The sequence below is a fragment of the Pseudomonas sp. NPDC090208 genome (assembly GCF_044746785.1).
GTDB lineage: Bacteria > Pseudomonadota > Gammaproteobacteria > Pseudomonadales > Pseudomonadaceae > Aquipseudomonas.
In genome coordinates this window covers 1-16,085 of record NZ_JBIVCU010000003.1, presented here as the reverse complement: position 1 = coordinate 16,085, position 16,085 = coordinate 1, and the positions used below count along the sequence as shown (strand labels likewise).

Annotated in this window: 14 protein-coding genes; 3 read left to right on the top strand and 11 right to left on the bottom strand. The window is 61.9% G+C overall.

Annotation, left to right across the window (positions count from 1 at the left end):
• Window positions 1–7 precede the first annotated feature (7 nt).
• The 3 genes from ACIPL0_RS05920 to ACIPL0_RS05910 all read right to left on the bottom strand — a co-directional run bounded on the left by ACIPL0_RS05920 (window position 8) and on the right by ACIPL0_RS05910 (window position 2,857).
• Entirely contained in the window at window positions 8–781 is a 774-nt protein-coding gene (locus ACIPL0_RS05920) for an enoyl-CoA hydratase (RefSeq protein WP_400595988.1), read from the bottom strand.
• Between the two features lie 83 nt (window positions 782–864).
• The gene (locus tag ACIPL0_RS05915) at window positions 865–2,073 is read right to left on the bottom strand and encodes an acetyl-CoA C-acyltransferase (protein ID WP_400731335.1); all 1,209 of its coding nucleotides are present in this window, start codon (window positions 2,071–2,073) and stop codon (window positions 865–867) included.
• Between the two features lie 16 nt (window positions 2,074–2,089).
• The gene (locus ACIPL0_RS05910; protein WP_400595992.1) at window positions 2,090–2,857 is read right to left on the bottom strand and encodes an SDR family NAD(P)-dependent oxidoreductase; all 768 of its coding nucleotides are present in this window, start codon (window positions 2,855–2,857) and stop codon (window positions 2,090–2,092) included.
• Between the two features lie 271 nt (window positions 2,858–3,128).
• On the opposite strand from ACIPL0_RS05910, the gene ACIPL0_RS05905 reads away from it, so the two are divergent.
• Window positions 3,129–3,992, top strand: coding sequence for a shikimate dehydrogenase (locus tag ACIPL0_RS05905; RefSeq protein ID WP_400595994.1), 864 nt, complete (start codon window positions 3,129–3,131; stop codon window positions 3,990–3,992).
• Between the two features lie 341 nt (window positions 3,993–4,333).
• Here ACIPL0_RS05905 and ACIPL0_RS05900 read toward each other — a convergent pair whose 3' ends face one another.
• Together ACIPL0_RS05900 and quiC are read right to left on the bottom strand one after the other, a co-directional pair.
• Window positions 4,334–4,996: a TetR/AcrR family transcriptional regulator gene (locus tag ACIPL0_RS05900; protein ID WP_400595996.1), complete on the bottom strand. Its 663-nt coding sequence runs from the start codon at window positions 4,994–4,996 to the stop codon at window positions 4,334–4,336.
• 92 nt (window positions 4,997–5,088) lie between these two features.
• Window positions 5,089–6,996: a 3-dehydroshikimate dehydratase QuiC gene (gene quiC / locus ACIPL0_RS05895; RefSeq protein ID WP_400595998.1), complete on the bottom strand. Its 1,908-nt coding sequence runs from the start codon at window positions 6,994–6,996 to the stop codon at window positions 5,089–5,091.
• A gap of 312 nt (window positions 6,997–7,308) precedes the next feature.
• On the opposite strand from quiC, the gene ACIPL0_RS05890 reads away from it, so the two are divergent.
• A complete protein-coding gene (locus ACIPL0_RS05890; RefSeq protein WP_400596000.1) occupies window positions 7,309–8,652 on the top strand; it encodes an MFS transporter in 1,344 nt (447 codons plus the stop codon).
• Window positions 8,653–9,047: 395 nt separating this feature from the next.
• Here ACIPL0_RS05890 and ACIPL0_RS05885 read toward each other — a convergent pair whose 3' ends face one another.
• Window positions 9,048–9,935 carry a DMT family transporter gene (locus ACIPL0_RS05885; protein WP_400596002.1) on the bottom strand — a complete coding sequence of 296 codons (888 nt, stop codon included), beginning with the start codon at window positions 9,933–9,935 and terminating at the stop codon, window positions 9,048–9,050.
• Window positions 9,936–10,280: 345 nt separating this feature from the next.
• On the opposite strand from ACIPL0_RS05885, the gene ACIPL0_RS05880 reads away from it, so the two are divergent.
• Entirely contained in the window at window positions 10,281–11,534 is a 1,254-nt protein-coding gene (locus ACIPL0_RS05880) for an OprD family porin (RefSeq protein WP_400596004.1), read from the top strand.
• Window positions 11,535–11,656: 122 nt separating this feature from the next.
• Here ACIPL0_RS05880 and pcaC read toward each other — a convergent pair whose 3' ends face one another.
• The 5 genes from pcaC to pcaQ form a co-directional block, all read right to left on the bottom strand.
• Window positions 11,657–12,052, bottom strand: coding sequence for a 4-carboxymuconolactone decarboxylase (gene pcaC, locus ACIPL0_RS05875; protein WP_400596006.1), 396 nt, complete (start codon window positions 12,050–12,052; stop codon window positions 11,657–11,659).
• 20 nt (window positions 12,053–12,072) lie between these two features.
• Window positions 12,073–13,437 (bottom strand): 3-carboxy-cis,cis-muconate cycloisomerase, encoded by a 1,365-nt coding sequence (locus ACIPL0_RS05870; protein ID WP_400731334.1) that lies wholly within the window; start codon window positions 13,435–13,437, stop codon window positions 12,073–12,075.
• 14 nt (window positions 13,438–13,451) lie between these two features.
• The gene (gene pcaG, locus ACIPL0_RS05865) at window positions 13,452–14,054 is read right to left on the bottom strand and encodes a protocatechuate 3,4-dioxygenase subunit alpha (RefSeq protein ID WP_400596010.1); all 603 of its coding nucleotides are present in this window, start codon (window positions 14,052–14,054) and stop codon (window positions 13,452–13,454) included.
• 11 nt (window positions 14,055–14,065) lie between these two features.
• Window positions 14,066–14,785, bottom strand: coding sequence for a protocatechuate 3,4-dioxygenase subunit beta (gene pcaH / locus ACIPL0_RS05860; protein WP_400596012.1), 720 nt, complete (start codon window positions 14,783–14,785; stop codon window positions 14,066–14,068).
• 136 nt (window positions 14,786–14,921) lie between these two features.
• Window positions 14,922–15,860 carry a pca operon transcription factor PcaQ gene (gene pcaQ, locus ACIPL0_RS05855; protein ID WP_400596014.1) on the bottom strand — a complete coding sequence of 313 codons (939 nt, stop codon included), beginning with the start codon at window positions 15,858–15,860 and terminating at the stop codon, window positions 14,922–14,924.
• Window positions 15,861–16,085: the final 225 nt, after the last annotated feature.

The following is a 16,085-nucleotide window of genomic DNA, read 5'->3' as shown; positions in this document are numbered from 1 at the left end:
TGCGGCTTCAACGGTGCTTGAACACCGGCTCACGCTTCTCGATGAACGCCGCCATGCCTTCTTTCTGATCTTCACTGGCGAACGCGGCATGGAAGATCCGCCGTTCGAAGCGGATCCCTTCGGCCAGGTTGACCTCGAAAGCGCGGTTGACGCTTTCCTTGACCATCATGGTGACCGGCAAGGATTTTTCGGCGATCGATGTAGCCACCTTGAGTGCCTCTTCGATCAGTTGATCCTGCGGCACGATGCGCGCCACCAGCCCCGAACGCTCGGCTTCCACTGCATCGATCATGCGCCCGGTCAGGCACATTTCCATGGCCTTGGCCTTGCCCACCGCCCGGGTCAGGCGCTGTGTGCCCCCCATGCCGGGCAGTACGCCGAGCTTGATTTCCGGCTGGCCGAAACGGGCATTGTCGGCCGCGAGGATGAAATCGCACATTAGCGCCAGCTCGCAACCACCGCCCAGGGCAAACCCGGCCACCGCAGCGATGATCGGCTTGCGCCGCGCCGCGACCCGATCACTGTCGCTGAACAGGTCGTCGAGGTAGATCTGCGGATAAGTCAGGCTGGCCATTTCCTTGATATCGGCGCCGGCAGCGAACGCCTTGGCTGAGCCTGTCAGCACGATACAGCCGATATCGCGATTGCTCTCCAATTCATCAAGAGCATGATTGAGTTCACTGATCAGCTGGGAATTCAGGGCGTTCAGTGCTTCGGGACGGTTGAGGGTGATCAGGGCAACCCGACCTTTTATTTCTTTCAGAATCGTTGTGTAACTCATTGTTTTGTATCCGTATTCATTCAATGGAAAGCATTTGAGCAATCACTTTATGCAACATTAACTTTGCGTCGTAACTCATTGATTTACATAAGCTCAACCGCCATTGCAGTCGCTTCGCCGCCGCCAATGCAGATCGCCGCGACGCCACGTTGCAAGCCACGCTGCTTCAGCGCCGACAGCAGCGTCACCAGAATCCGCGCACCGGAGGCGCCAATCGGATGGCCGAGTGCACAGGCGCCACCGTTGACGTTGACCCTGTCGTGGGGCAAGCGCAGGTGACTCATGGTGACCAAAGCGACCACCGCGAAGGCTTCGTTGATTTCAAACAGATCCACTTCGCTCAACGACCAGCCGGTGCGTTCCATCAGCGCATTGATGGCGCCGATGGGGGCTGTCGGAAACAGGTCAGGCTGGTTGGTATAGCCGGCGTGGCCGCGAATCACTGCCAACGGCTTGAGGCCACGGCGCGCGGCCTCGGACTGGCGCATCAAGGTCAGCGCTGCCGCACCATCTGAAATCGAGCTGGAGTTGGCGGCCGTGACCGTGCCACCTTCGCGAAAGGCCGGTTTCAATTCGGGAATCTTGTCCAGCCGCGCCTTCGGTGGCTGTTCATCCTGGCTGACGGTCTTCTGTTCCTTACCGACAGTGACCTGCAGCGGCACGATTTCCGCCTCGAAACGGCCCTCACGCATCGCCGCCTGGGCACGGGTCAGCGAGGCCACGGCGAACGCGTCCTGGGCTTCACGGCTGAAGCCTTCCAGGGAGGCGCATTCTTCAGCGAAAGTGCCCATCAGACGACCGCGCTGATAGGCGTCTTCCAGCCCGTCGAAAAACATGTGGTCGATGATCTGGCCATGGCCCATGCGATAACCACTGCGCGCCTTTTCCAGCAGATACGGGGCGTTGGACATGCTTTCCATGCCGCCGGCCACCACCACCTCGGCGCTGCCGGCCAGCAGCAGGTCATGGGCGAGGATCGCGGCCTGCATGCCCGAGCCGCACATCTTGTTCAGGGTCGTGCATTGCGTGGCAATTCCCAGCCCGGCGCCCAGCGCCGCTTGCCGGGCAGGCGCCTGACCCAGGCCTGCGGGCAACACGCAACCAAACAGCACCTGTTCGACATCGGCGGCTACCAGCCCGGCACGCTCCACCGCCGCACGAATCGCGGCGGCCCCCAGTTGCGGCGCGGTGAGACTTTTCAGATCGCCCTGAAAACCGCCCATGGGCGTGCGCACTGCGCTGACGATCACCACCGGGTCTTCGATCAGGGTCTGACGTTTGTTCAATGACATGTCGATGTCTCCTCGATCAGCGCGCGGCCATGCGCAAGGCACCGTCGAGACGGATCACCTCGCCGTTGAGCATGCTGTTTTCGATGATGTGCCGCGCCAGTGCGGCGTATTCGGAAGGCTTGCCCAGGCGTGGTGGGAACGGCACGCCGGCAGCCAGACTTTCGCGAACCTGCGGGGTCATACCGGCCATCATCGGCGTTTCGAAGATGCCGGGGGCAATGGTCATCACGCGGATGCCGAAGCGTGCCAGCTCACGCGCTGCCGGCAAGGTCAGGCTGGCGATGGCGCCTTTGGAGGCGGCATAGGCAGCCTGGCCGATCTGCCCGTCGAAAGCCGCCACCGAGGCGGTATTGATGATCACGCCGCGCTCGCCGCCCTCATCGGCAGCGCCTTCGGCCATGGTTGCGGCAGCCAGGCGCAGCAGGTTGAAGCTGCCGATCAGGTTGACATTGATGACCCGGCTGAAACTGTCGAGGCCGTGTGGGCCTTCCTTGCCGAGGACTTTCTCTGCGCCGACGATTCCGGCGCAGTTGACCAGCCCGTTGAGCTGGCCGAATTCGCTCAAGGTCTTGTTCACCGCCGCCTGGGCGGCGCTTTCCGACGTGATGTCGGCGACGCTGGCACGGGCCTTGTCGCCCAGTGCCTGAACCTGCGCCGTCAGCGCCTCGGCGTTGACATCCACCAACATGACCCTGGCGCCTGCTTCGATCAGCATCTGCGCAGTGGCCGCGCCCAGGCCGGAGGCGCCGCCGCTGACCAGAAATACCTTGCCTTCGATCTGCATGATTGTGTCGTCCTTTCACTTTTATTGTTGGAGTGCAGGAAATACTCCGCCCTGTCGCGCCACGGGGCAATAGTCAAAGCGCGCAGTGCGGGTGGTGCTTTTAGACAGTAGGCAACACCGCTCGGCCCTGCACGAACGGATTCGGGCGATTACCGAACGGATTGCATGAAAGCCTGCCCCAGAGGTACTTTTGCAAAATTAACTATCTGGTACATTTTGCTCATGTCTGTAGTCCCGAGCCCGGGGCATCGAATAACAAGAGCGGATCGCCATGACCACAAATCCACGCAAACCCTCCATTCTGGCCGGCCTGATCGGCGCCGGTATCCAGGCCTCCCGCACCCCCGCGCTGCACGAGCATGAGGGCGACGCCCAAGGCATGCGCTACCTGTACCGGATCATCGATCTGGATGCGCTGAGGCTCGATATCACCGCCCTGCCGCAGCTACTCGACGGCGCTCAGCGCAACGGCTTTACCGGGCTGAACATCACCTTTCCGTGTAAGCAGGCGGTGATTCCACTGCTCGACGAGCTGTCCGACGAGGTCCGTTGCATCGGTGCGGTCAATACTGTGGTGTTCAAGGATGGCAAGCGCATCGGCCATAACACCGATTGTCTGGGCTTTGCCGAAGGTTTTCGGCGCGGCCTGGACGATGTGAAGCGTCAGCGTGTGGTGCAAATGGGCGCGGGTGGCGCCGGTGCTGCGGTGGCCCATGCGCTGCTCAGCGAGGGTGTCGAGGTGTTGAGCATTTTCGATGTCGATCCGGCGCGAGCACAGAGTCTGGTGGACAACCTGAATGGCCACTTCGGGAGCGGTCGCGCCCGGGTCGGTGAGAATCTGCCACAGAGCATGGCTGAAGCCGACGGTCTGGTGAACACCACCCCGGTGGGCATGAGCAAACTGCCGGGCACCCCGGTTCCGCCCGAGTTGCTTCGCGCAGCGTTGTGGGTGGCAGAGATTGTCTACTTCCCGCTGGAAACCGAACTGCTCGCCCACGCCCGCCGTCTGGGCTGCCGCACCCTGGACGGCGGCGCCATGGCGGTGTTTCAAGCGGTCAAGGCGTTCGAACTGTTCAGCGGCTATCCGGCCGACGCGGCACGGATGCAGGCGTTTTTCGGTACGTTGAACGGCTGATACGCACTGCCATGAACTCGCTGGATACTCTGGCTTTCGATTCTGCTGAAGGCCGTGGGAGGGAACTCTGCTCGCGATCGCGGAAGTTCTGTCGACATCGTATCGACTGACCGGACGCCTTCGCGAGCAGGGCTCCCTCCCACAATGGATCGGTGTGATCACCTGAACTGTCTGATCAGCAGATCCCTGACAGACCTGCACTGCCACGAATTCACTGGCTACTCTGACTTCGACTCTGGCCGAAGGCCGTGGGAGGGATCCGAGGTCGCGAGGGTCGCGAAGGCGTCATGTCAGACGCCGCAATATCAGATGACTCACCACGTTCGCGGGCAGACGCCCCGTCAAGGCATCAGATAGCGCATCACCGAATCGGTGATCATCGCCTTGTGCCGCGTTTTCACCTCTTCTTCCTCCAGGTTGATCTGGAAAATCTCGGAAAAGGTGTGGCGGTTGGAAACGCGGTAGAAGCAGAACGAACTGATCAGCATGTGCAGGTCGACGGCCTGTACACCACTGCGGAACACGCCTTCCTGTTCGCCCCGACGCAAGGTTTCGTCCAGCGCCTGCAGCACGTGCTGGCTCAGAGTGCGGATGGTCGGCGACTGTTTGACGTTGTCGCCGTTGTGAATGTTCTCGATGCAGACGATACGGACGAAGTCGACGTTACGGTCATGGTGATCGAAGGTGAACTCGACCAGACGTTTGATCGCCTCCATCGGCTCCAGCACATCGAGCTTCAGGCCACTTTCCGTGGTGCGGATGTCGCCATACAACTTCTCCAGCACTTCGCCGTACAACTGCTCTTTGCTGTTGAAGTAGTAGTAGATCATCCGTTTAGAAGTTTGCGTCCGTTCGGCGATGGAATCGACCCGTGCGCCCGACAGCCCCTGGGCGACAAACTCGGCGACGGCCGCCTGAAGGATACCGTCGCGGGTTTTTTCCGGATTGTTCTTGCGGCTCTTGCGCGGGGCCTCTACGGGCGCCTGGGCATCGACAGTTTTCATGCTTGGCTCACGACCACGGTGGAATCGGGCGATTATGAGCCGCACGGCGCCGTTACGGAAGCGGCATATGCCAGCATGCCATCACGGCTCACTCACAAGCGTGCCTGGCGCGCAGTGGCGCTGCGCGATTTGGCCATCGCCGCCAGGCGTACCGCCACGTTGGCCGCACCGTAGCCGACATAGCCATTCTTGCGCTGCAGGATTTCAAAGAAGAAACGCCCGTCAAACGCCTCGGTGTAGACGTGGAACAGTTCTCCGCCGTTGGCATCGCGGTCGTACAGGACGTTGTAGTAGGCCAGCTCGCTGAGGAATTCGTCGTCGAAATCGAAGCGCGCCGCGAGGTCGTCGTAGTAGTTCAGCGGTATGTCCAGCAGTTGCACGCCAGCTTCTTTGGCCCGGGCGATCTGGGCAAAGATATCGTCACAGGCGAAGGCGATATGGTGCACGCCACTGCCACGATAGCTGGACAACGCATGGGCAATCGCGGTGTTGCGGTTCTCCGAGATGTTCAGCGGCAGGCGCACGGTGCTGCACTGGCTGCGCACCGCGCGGCTCTTCACCAGACCGTAAGGGTCAGGCAGCACCACTTCGTCGTCCGCCTTGAAATCCAGCACGCTCTTGTAGAACAGCACCCAGCTGTCGAGGCTGTCGGCCGGCAGCGCCATGGCCATGTGATCGATGCGCTGCAGCCCGCCATTCGTGGGCGCCTGAGCATTGATCTGGAAATCGCTGTCGTAGATCGACTGGCCCGGCTCGGCGCCCTCGACCAGATAGATCAGGCTGCCGTCCGGAGCACGCACGGCCGGAATTTCCCGCTCGTTTGGCCCGACCAGGCCGCGATAAGGCTGGCCCTTGTACTGCCGCGCCCGCTCCAGCGCGGCGTTACCCTTGTCGACCCGCAAGGCCGTGGCGCACAGCGACGGACCGTGGGATTCAAAGAAACTGTGGGCAAACGAATAGGGTTCGGCGTTGAGCACGATCTTGATATCGCCCTGCCCCAACAGGCTCACCGCCTTGGACCGGTGTTGACCCAGGGTCGCAAAACCAAGCTTTTCCAGCCAGCCGGCCAGACGCGCGCCTTGAGCATCATCCACCGCGAATTCGAGAAACTCGACGCCGTCATAACGGCTGGCTGCCGGTGGATTGAACAGCAGTTGCGGCTCGACCGGCTGTGCTTCTTGCTCCAGCAGCTTGCGGGTTTTCTCTTCCAGATACAGCAGCGAGCGCAGGCCATCGGCAGCGTTGGCACGGGTCGGCGCCGCACGGAAACCGTCGTTGAACACCTCCAGCGACAGCGGGCCGGTGTAGCCGCTACGCAGGATCGGCGCGAGGAAGCCCGGCAGGTCGAACTCGCCCTGACCCGGGAAGCAGCGGAAATGCCGGCTCCACTCCAGCACGTCCATCGCCAGCAGTGGCGCATCGGCCATCTGCACGAAAAAGATCTTGTCGCCGGGGATATCGGCAATGGCGCTCGGATCACCCTTCAGCGACAGCGTGTGGAAGCTGTCCAGCAGCACGCCAAGGGCCGGATGGTCGACCTGACGAACCAGATTCCACACTTGCTGCCAGGTGTTGACATGCCGACCCCAGGCCAGTGCTTCGTAACCCACCCGCAGGTTGCGCGCGCCGGCACGTTCGGCCAGCAGCGCCAGATCGTCGAGCAGCACGCGTTCGTCACCCAGCGAATCGCTGGCAGTGTTGCTGCAGACCAGCACCAGATCAGTGCCCAACTCCTGCATCAGATCGAACTTGCGCTCGACGCGATCGAGGTTGCGCTGCAGGCGGTCGCGGCGGCAGCCTTCGAAATCGCGGAACGGCTGAAACAGGGTGATGGCGATGCCCAGGTCGGCGCACATCTGCCGCACGTTGCGCGGGCTGCCGTCGTAGTACAACAGGTCGTTTTCAAATATCTCCACGCCGTCGAACCCCGCGGCGGCAATGGCTTCAAGCTTTTCCGGCAGGGTACCGCTCAAGCAAACGGTGGCAATCGAGCGCTGCATGTTCTGACTCCCGAGTGTTCGACATCGTGTTCTCACCCGACTGGCTGTTCTGTGACGCCCTGCTCAGGTGTTAATGCGATTATTCTCCCGGTATTCTCAGACAGCAATTTAAATGTACGAACTGGTTAGTTTTGTGTTCGGTAATCGCCCAAAAGCGTTTTCGGTCAATTGACGCTCCTGTTGCCGGTGTCCAACATCGTTCTCACATTGTCGGACAAGGTAGACGTTCACGGCTTTCACCCGGTGCCGCCTTGCACCGGTTACGCACCACCCGAACCAGACCATAACAATTCCAAGACAGGTTAAATGCTCATGCGCTCATACCCTGCTACTCCTGCGCCCGCCGCAGCCACCCCGGTACACCCCCATGCCGGGATCGGCGAAAAGATCCGTGGCGCCCTCGCCGTCGGCAAGACCCGCTGGGGCATGCTGGCGCTGGTGTTTTTCGCCACCGCTCTGAACTACATCGACCGCGCCGCCCTGGGCGTCATGCAACCGATCCTGGCCAAACAGATGAGCTGGACGGCGATGGATTACGCCAACATCAACTTTTGGTTCCAGGTCGGCTACGCCGTGGGCTTCGTCCTGCAGGGCCGCTTCATTGATCGTGTCGGCGTCAAACGCGCCTTCTTCCTCGCCGTGCTGTTGTGGAGCTTCGCCACCGGCGCCCATGGTCTGGCGACCTCAGCGGTGGGCTTCATGGTCTGCCGCTTCATTCTCGGGATTACCGAGGCAGCCAACTACCCGGCCTGCGTCAAGACCACCCGCCTGTGGTTCCCGGCCGGTGAACGCGCGGTGGCCACCGGTATCTTCAACGCCGGCACCAACGTCGGCGCCATGGTCACCCCTGCGCTGCTGCCGCTGATTCTCAGCGTCTGGGGCTGGCAGGCAGCGTTCATCTGCATGGGCGTGCTGGGTCTGAGCTGGGTGGTCGTCTGGCGTCTGAAGTACTTCAACCCTGAAGAGCACCCGACCGTGCGTCAGAGCGAGCTGGATTACATCAACAACGGTGAAGCCGAGCCCGAGCCCGTCAAGGTGCCGTTCTCACGCATCCTGAAAATGCGCGGCACCTGGGCCTTCGCCTTGGCGTACGCGATGACCGCACCGGTGTTCTGGTTCTACCTGTACTGGCTGCCGCCGTTCCTCAACCAGCAATACAACCTGGGCATCAGCGTGACCCAGATGGGCGTGCCACTGATGTTGATCTGGCTCACCGCCGACTTCGGCAGCATCGGCGGCGGCATCCTCTCCTCGTGGCTGATCGGTCGTGGCGTAAAGCCGACCACTTCGCGGCTGGTCTCGATGCTGATCTTCGCCCTGACCATCGTCAGCGTGGTATTTGCAGCCAATGCCAGCGGACTGTGGGTCGCGGTGGCCGCGATCGCCCTGGCGGTGGGTGCACACCAGGCCTGGACGGCGAATATCTGGAGCCTGGTGATGGACTACACGCCCAAGCACATGATGAGCACCGTGTTCGGCTTCGGCGGCATGTGTGCGGCGATTGGCGGCATGTTCATGACCCAGATCGTCGGTGCCGTCCTGACCGCCACCCACAACAACTATGCGGTGCTGTTCACCCTGATCCCGGCGATGTATTTCATCGCGCTGGTGTGGATGTACTTCATGGCGCCGCGCAAGGTTGAAGCGGTCGACTGATCCGGCCAGAGCATTTACTTGGTTATCCGGCCCGGTGGGACGATTCCGTCCGCCGGGCCGCGTCATTTTCAGCCTGTAGGAGCCGGCTTGCTGGCGAACCGGGGCTGTTGGACACATCGATGTTGGCTGATCCAACGCCTTCGCCAGCAAGCCGGCTCCCACGGCCTGCGGCCAGAATCAAATGCAATGGTGTAAACCGATCTGTAACAGCCTGGCTTGCCAGCGACAGCGGCCTTGAGAGCGCCGACGCCAGCCAGCCAGCCGGACGCGCCATCCCTTGTGGGAGCGAATTCATTCGCGATGCGGCGTCCCGGGCAACAGATCTGTGTGAGCTGAAATACCCTTCGCGAATGAATTCGCTCCCACAGAGAATCACCCCATCTCCGAGTCCGTCGCTACCCGCCCTTCTTGCGCTGCTGCCACGCCGCCGCCAGGCCGCTGAGGCAGATGATCGCGATGCCCGCCTGGGCGGTGAGTGAAGGCGCGTGGTTGAACACCAGATACCCCCACAACCCGGCAAACACGATCTGGCAGTAACCGAACGGCGCCAGCAATGCCGGCGCAGCGAAGCGGAAGGCCTGGGTCAGCATCAGGTGCGCGACCATCCCGCAGGTGCCCAGCGCCAACATGAACGGAATGTGTTTCCACTCCGGCGACTGCCAGAAGAACGGCACGATGGCGCTCATCAACAAACTGTTGAACAGCCCGGCGAAGAAGTTGCTGGTGGTCGGGCTGTCGTAGGCTGCGACCACCCGGGTCAGCAGTTGATAGCAGGCAAAACACAGCGCCGAGCCCAGTGGCAGCAGCACCGCCGGGGTGAACAGTTCACCGCCCGGATGGACGATCACCATCACCCCGCTGAAACCGACCAGCACCGCGATCCACTGCCCGCGCGAGACGCTTTCCTTGAGCAGCGGCACCGACAACGCCGTCACGAGCAGCGGCGCAAGAAAGTTCACCGCCGTGGCCTCGGCGATCGGGATGAACATCAGCCCGCTGGTAAACAGCAGGCTCGTACCAAGCAGACACACCGCACGCAGTGCCTGCAACAGCGGCTTTTTGGTGCGCAGCACCCGCAGCCCGGAAGACGGCATGAAGATGCACGCCATCAGCCCGGTGTGCACCACGTAGCGCACCCAGACCACCATCATGATCGGGTAAATGCCGGAGAGGTATTTGGACAGGGTGTCGTGACTGGAAAACAAAAAGGTCGCAAGAACAATCAGCGCGATGCCCTTGAGGGGCTTGTTGACGCCGGAGAGCGGCGTACTGGGGGTACTCATCGGTTTTCCTTTGGCCGTGCATGAATACAGGGTGGGTCTGTTGCCTCTGCGAGCACTTGGTTAGACACGGAAAGAATATAGAAGGAGTTGTCGGATAACCAAACAAACCTCACACATTCCGTTGTTTTCTGACCGGCCGGTGGCGTCATTTCCTATGCGGCTGTCGCAGCGGTATGACAACGATATCGGCAGCGTCTTACATCTCTCAAAGACAAATGTACGAACCAGTTAATTAATGTTCGATCACCGCACAAAACTGCATTTCCGCGATTGTTCCGGCTGTGCCGCCCTCGCACCATGGACCTCAGTTTCGCGCTGCCAATAACTACAAAAAAGGTCCAAACGATGCACAGCAAATCCCCTGTTCTCGGCGGTTTGACCGTCGCCATTGCCGCTGGCGCCCTTACCTCGCTGCCCGTCCGGGCCGAGGGTTTCGTCGAAGACGCGAAGGTCGGGCTGAACCTGCGCAACTTCTTCATCAACCGCAATTTCGTCGATCCCGCTTACCCGCAAAGTGGTGCCCAGGAATGGACGCAGAACTTCATTCTCGATGCCCGCTCCGGCTATACGCCGGGCACCGTGGGTTTCGGCCTTGATGTGCTGGGGCTGTACTCGGTCAAGCTCGACGGCGGCAAGGGTTCGGGCGGCACGCAGTTGTTGCCCATTCACGATGACGGGCGCCCTGCCGATGATTTCGGGCGGCTGGCCGCGGCGGCGAAAATGAAGGTATCGAATACCGAACTGAAGGTCGGCGAATGGATGCCGGTGTTGCCGATCCTGCGCGCCGACGACGGTCGTTCGCTGCCGCAGACATTTCGCGGCGGACAGGTCACCTCGAAGGAAATCGCCGGCCTGACCTTCTACGGCGGCCAGTTCCGCGGCAACAGCCCACGCAACGACGCAAGCATGGAAAACATGTCCATGACCGGCAAGGCGGCGTTCACCTCGGACCGCTTCAACTTCGGCGGCGTCGAATACAGCTTCAACGACAGGCACACCCAGGTCGGCGTCTGGTACGCGCAACTGGAAGACATCTACCAGCAAAAATACTTCAACCTGATCCATAGCCAGCCGCTCGGTGACTGGGTACTGGGCGCCAACCTCAGTTACTTCATCGGCAAGGAAGACGGCAGCGCCCTGGCCGGCGATCTGGACAACCGCACGTGGTCGGCGATGCTGTCGGCGCGCTACAAGGCCAGCACCTTCTATGTCGGTTTGCAGAAAGTCAGCGGCGACAACGCCTGGATGCGGATCAACGGCACCAGCGGCGGCACTTTGGCCAATGACAGCTACAACTCAAGCTTCGACAACGCCCGGGAGCGTTCCTGGCAGGTGCGCCATGACTTCGACTTCGTTGTGCTGGGCGTGCCCGGTCTGACCCTGATGAACCGCTACATCAAGGGTGACAACGCCCATGTCGGCAGCATCAGCGATGGCGAGGAATGGGCACGAGAATCGGAACTGGCCTACGTGATCCAGGCTGGCAGCCTGAAGAACCTGTCGGTGAGATGGCGTAACTCGACCATGCGCCGGGATTTCAGCAGCAATCAGTTCGATGAGAACCGGCTGATCATCAGCTATCCGTTGTCGATTTTGTAGGCTGCGTACCTTTGTGGGAGCGAATTCATTCGCGATGCGGCATTCCGGGCAACAGATCACTGTCGTCCAGAGTGCCTTATCGCGAATTCGCTCCCACACGACAAACTCCAAGCCGGCGGGCATCAGTCCTGAAGCGACTCCACCCCCAACTCATTCCACACCTCTTCAGCGAGGTGGAACGTCGCGTTGGCCGCCGGAATGCCGCAATAGATAGCGCTCTGCATCAGCACTTCCTTGATCTCGTCGCGGGTCACGCCGTTGTTTTTCGCGGCGCGAAGGTGCAGGCGCAGTTCGCCTTCGCGGTTCATGCCGATCAGCATGGCGATGGTGATCAGGCTGCGGGTGTGGCGTGGCAGGCCCGGGCGGGTCCAGATGTCGCCCCAGGCATGGCGGGTGATCATTTCCTGGAACTCACTGTTGAACGGTGTGAGTTTTTCCAGGCTGCGATCCACGTGGGCATCGCCCAGCACAGCGCGACGCACTTGCATGCCAGCGTCGTAACGTTGTTTTTCGTCCATTGCGGTTCCGTCCATTCAAATCAGAGGGAGTTGAAAGCCTGATGCTCGGCCACGGCGCGCTTGACCCAGCGCTGTGACTGACCCAGATAGTGGGCCGGGTCGAGCAGTGTATCCAGCGTTGCCGCCGACAGCTGCGCGGTGACCTCGGCCTCGGCACCCAGCACCTCACGCAGATGCACGCCCTGCTCGACGGCACGGCGGCAGCAGCGTTCGATCAGGTGATGCGCGGCATCGCGACCGATGCGTTGCGCCAGGGCGATGCTCACCGCCTCGGCCAGCACCAGCCCGTGGGTCAGTTGCAGATTCTGCGCCATGCGCTCGGCATCCACCTCAAGCGCCGGCACCACGGCCAGCGCCTGTTGCAGAGCACCCGACACCAGGCAGCACAGCTCCGGCAGGGTTTCCCATTCGGCATGCCACAGTCCGAGGCTGCGCTCATGCTCCTGGGGCATGGCGCTGTACATCGTCGCCACCAGCCCCGGCGCACGGGTCGCAGCACTGATCAGCACGGCGGCACCCACCGGGTTGCGTTTATGCGGCATGGTCGACGAACCACCTTTGCCCGCCGCTGCCGGCTCGAACACTTCGCCGGCTTCGGTCTGCATCAACAGGCTGATGTCGCGACCGATCTTGCCCAGGCTACCGGCGACCAATCCCAACCATCCAGCCATTTCGACCAATCGGTCGCGTTGGGTGTGCCAGGGCTGATCCGGCACGTGCAGATCCAGTTCGCGGGCCAATGCTTCGGCCACTGGGAACGCACTTTCGCCCAGCGCCGCCAGGCTGCCCGACGCACCGCCGAACTGCAGACACAGCAAACGCGGCTTGAGCTCGGCCAGGCGCTGTCGATGACGGGTGACAGCACCCAGCCAGCCGGCGATCTTGGCGCCGAGGGTCACCGGCGTAGCTTGCTGCAGCCAGGTGCGGCCCGACATCGGCAGCGCCGCGTACAGGTTGGCCTGCAGCGCCAGGCTGTCGGCCAGAACTTCAAGATCAGCCTCCAGCAAATGGATGGCACTGCGCAATTGCAGAATCAGCCCGCTGTCCATGGCGTCCTGGCTGGTGGCGCCCATGTGCACGTAACGCTCGGCGGTCGGATTGCGGGCGGCGATCTGCCGGCCCAGCGCCTTGACCAGCGGAATCGCCGAGTTGCCGGCATTGCCGATGGCTACGGCCAGCGCTTCGAAATCGTACAACCCGGCATCACAGGCAGCGGCGATATCGGCGACCACGTCGGCCGGGATCACTCCCAGCCCCGCTTGGGCACGCGCCAGGGCCGCTTCAAAATCAAGCATGCCCTGCACCCGGCCGTGGTCGGAGAAGATCGCCCGCATCGGCTCGGTGCTGAAATAACGGTCAAACAGTTGATTGCCCGAAGGATTCACGGTCTGTGCCCCGCTCAGAAATCGAAGAACACGGTTTCATCGGCGCCCTGCACGCGGATGTCGAAACGATAGGCCAACTTGCCGTCGACGTTGCAACGACGGGCTATCAGCGTCTGCCGACGCTGGGGCTGCTCGATCAGGTTCAGCACCGGGTCCACGGCGTTGCCTTCGGCTTCATCGTCGAAGTACAGGCGCGTGTGCAGGTGAATGTTGATCCCCCGGGCAAACAGCGAAACATTGACGTGGGGCGCCATCGGCACACCGGCGGCATTGCGCACCACGCCGGGCTTGACCGTCTTGACCAGCCATTCACCTTCATCGGTAGTGGCGGTGCGGCCGAAGCTGTTGAAGTCCTTGCGCAGGTCATAATCGGCGTCGTACACACCGTCGGCATTGGCCTGCCAGAACTCCAGGAACGAGTCGCGAATCAGGTGGCCGTTGCCGTCATAGACATGGCCGAGCAGCAGAATGTGCTCGCCAGGCGCCGCAGGCTTGGCCATCTCGTTCCAGATTTCCTGCTCGCGGGGCGGGTTACCGGCGGCTTCCAGTGCCAGGCCGATGTGAACGTAGGGGCCGGCGGTTTGCGAAGGGGTGTCCGGCAGCAATTGAACGGGCATGGCAGCGCTCCTCAGACGTTTTCGAAGTGGGTCCTGCGCTGGCCGCGCAGCACGATGTCAAAACGGTAAGCCAGGCAATCCATCGGATTGGCCATGCTCATGTCGAGCCGGGCGATCAGGCTCTGCACCGCATCGGGGTCAGCGATGGACTTGACGATCGGGCACATGCCTATCAGCGGGTCGCCTTCGAAATACAGCTGGGTGATCAGGCGCGTGGCAATCGACGGGCCACTGATCGAGAAATGGATATGCGCCGGGCGCCAGTCGTTGGGGCCGTTGCGCCATGGGTACGGACCGGGCTTGATGGTGCGGAAACTGTAATTGCCGTCACGGTCGGTCAGGCAACGACCGACGCCACCGAAATTCGGGTCCAGCGGCGCCAGGTAGGCGTCCTTCTTGTGCCGGTAGCGACCGCCCGCGTTGGCCTGCCACATTTCCACAAGGGTGTGTGGCACCGGCTTGCCGTACTGGTCGATGACCCGGCCGGCAACGATGATGCGCTCGCCGATGGGCAGGCCGCCGTTGTCGAAGTTGAGCAGCAGGTCGTGGTCATGACGACCGAACTGCAGATGGGAGAAATCCGGACCGGTGGTTTCCGACACTGATTGCGGAATGCTCACCAGCGCCTGGCGCGGCGAACGGAGGATGGAAGTCTTGTAATCAGGCGTCAGGGCTTTGGGGTGCCAATTGCGGTCGCGAATGGCGAAGCGGCTGTCAGGGGCGTCGGACATGCCGGTCTCCTTTTTTCGTTATTGGAGGTCTGTGCCTGTCATCAAAGAACAGGTGTCGACGCAGTGTCCCGCGTCGACGACCTCGGCAAAACTGAAAAAATGCACGGCATCCATAACCGTTTGGTTATGGATAGCGTTATGGCTGCTCTTGTGGAAAGCCGCCTTCACGGTAGGACTGCCCTACCTCGCGCAAGACCTCCACGCACCACTGTGCGGCAATCGCCAATGGCAATGCCGGGTTGCTGCACAGCCCCACCGAACCGCCCGGTTCGCGGATGCCCAACTGCAACTCCATCAATTCGCCACGGCTGAGGTCCTGCCGCACGGCATCGAACGGCGCGATCCACACTGCATCGCTACATTGCACGTAACGGTGGCTGAGGGTCAGCGACAGGGTTTCCAGACGCTGGCGCGACGGGCTGATGCCGTACTGAACGAACAGGCTGTCGGCGAACTTGCGGATGGTGGTGCCGGCCAGGGGCAGCACCAGGGGGAAGTCCTCCAGGGTCGAGCCGGCGTCTGCCGCAAGCAGCGGATGGCCGACGCGCACCACCAGGGTCATCGACTCGCTGTACAGGTGCTCGAAACTCAGGCCGAGAATCTGCGGGCTGTCGGTCATCCGGCCGACCACCAGATCCAGCTCACCCAGGCGCAGTTGCGAGAGCAGGTACGCGCTGGGGCCGGTGGCAACGCTGACCACCAACGCCGGATGACGCTCGTGCAGACGGCGGATCACCTCCGGCACCAGCAGGCTTTCCACGGTGGACAGCACGCCCAGCCGCACCGCGACCGGCTCATGCTCGCCGGAGCGCAGGCTGTTCACCCCTTCCCGCAACGCCTGCACACTCGGCCCGGCGTAGCGCATGAACGCCACCCCCGCCTCGGTCAACGCCGCCCCGCTCTTGCTGCGCACGAACAGACTGGCCGAGAGCAAGCCTTCCAGCTCCTTGAGGGTTTTCGACAGCGCTGGCTGACTGATGGCGAGCTTGTCCGCCGCCTTGGCCAGCGAGCCCTGACGCGCAACTTCAAGAAAACACACGAGGTGACGGAATTTGATGCGGGTGTCGATATTCACGGTACACACGGCCCCTGGCGGCTTGGACAGCCGATGCTACAGCGATTTCAGCGTATTCCGTAGCACTCCGGCTTGCTGACGGTAGCGTCTGCAGGATCACCACCGCCGCCACCCCGTACACATAACCACTGTGGGAGGGAGCCAACTGTCTTAAGCCTCCCACCCGACTAACGGCTGGCAGGCGAGTCTTGCCATGGTTTTCCATCCCGAACCATGGCATTCAGC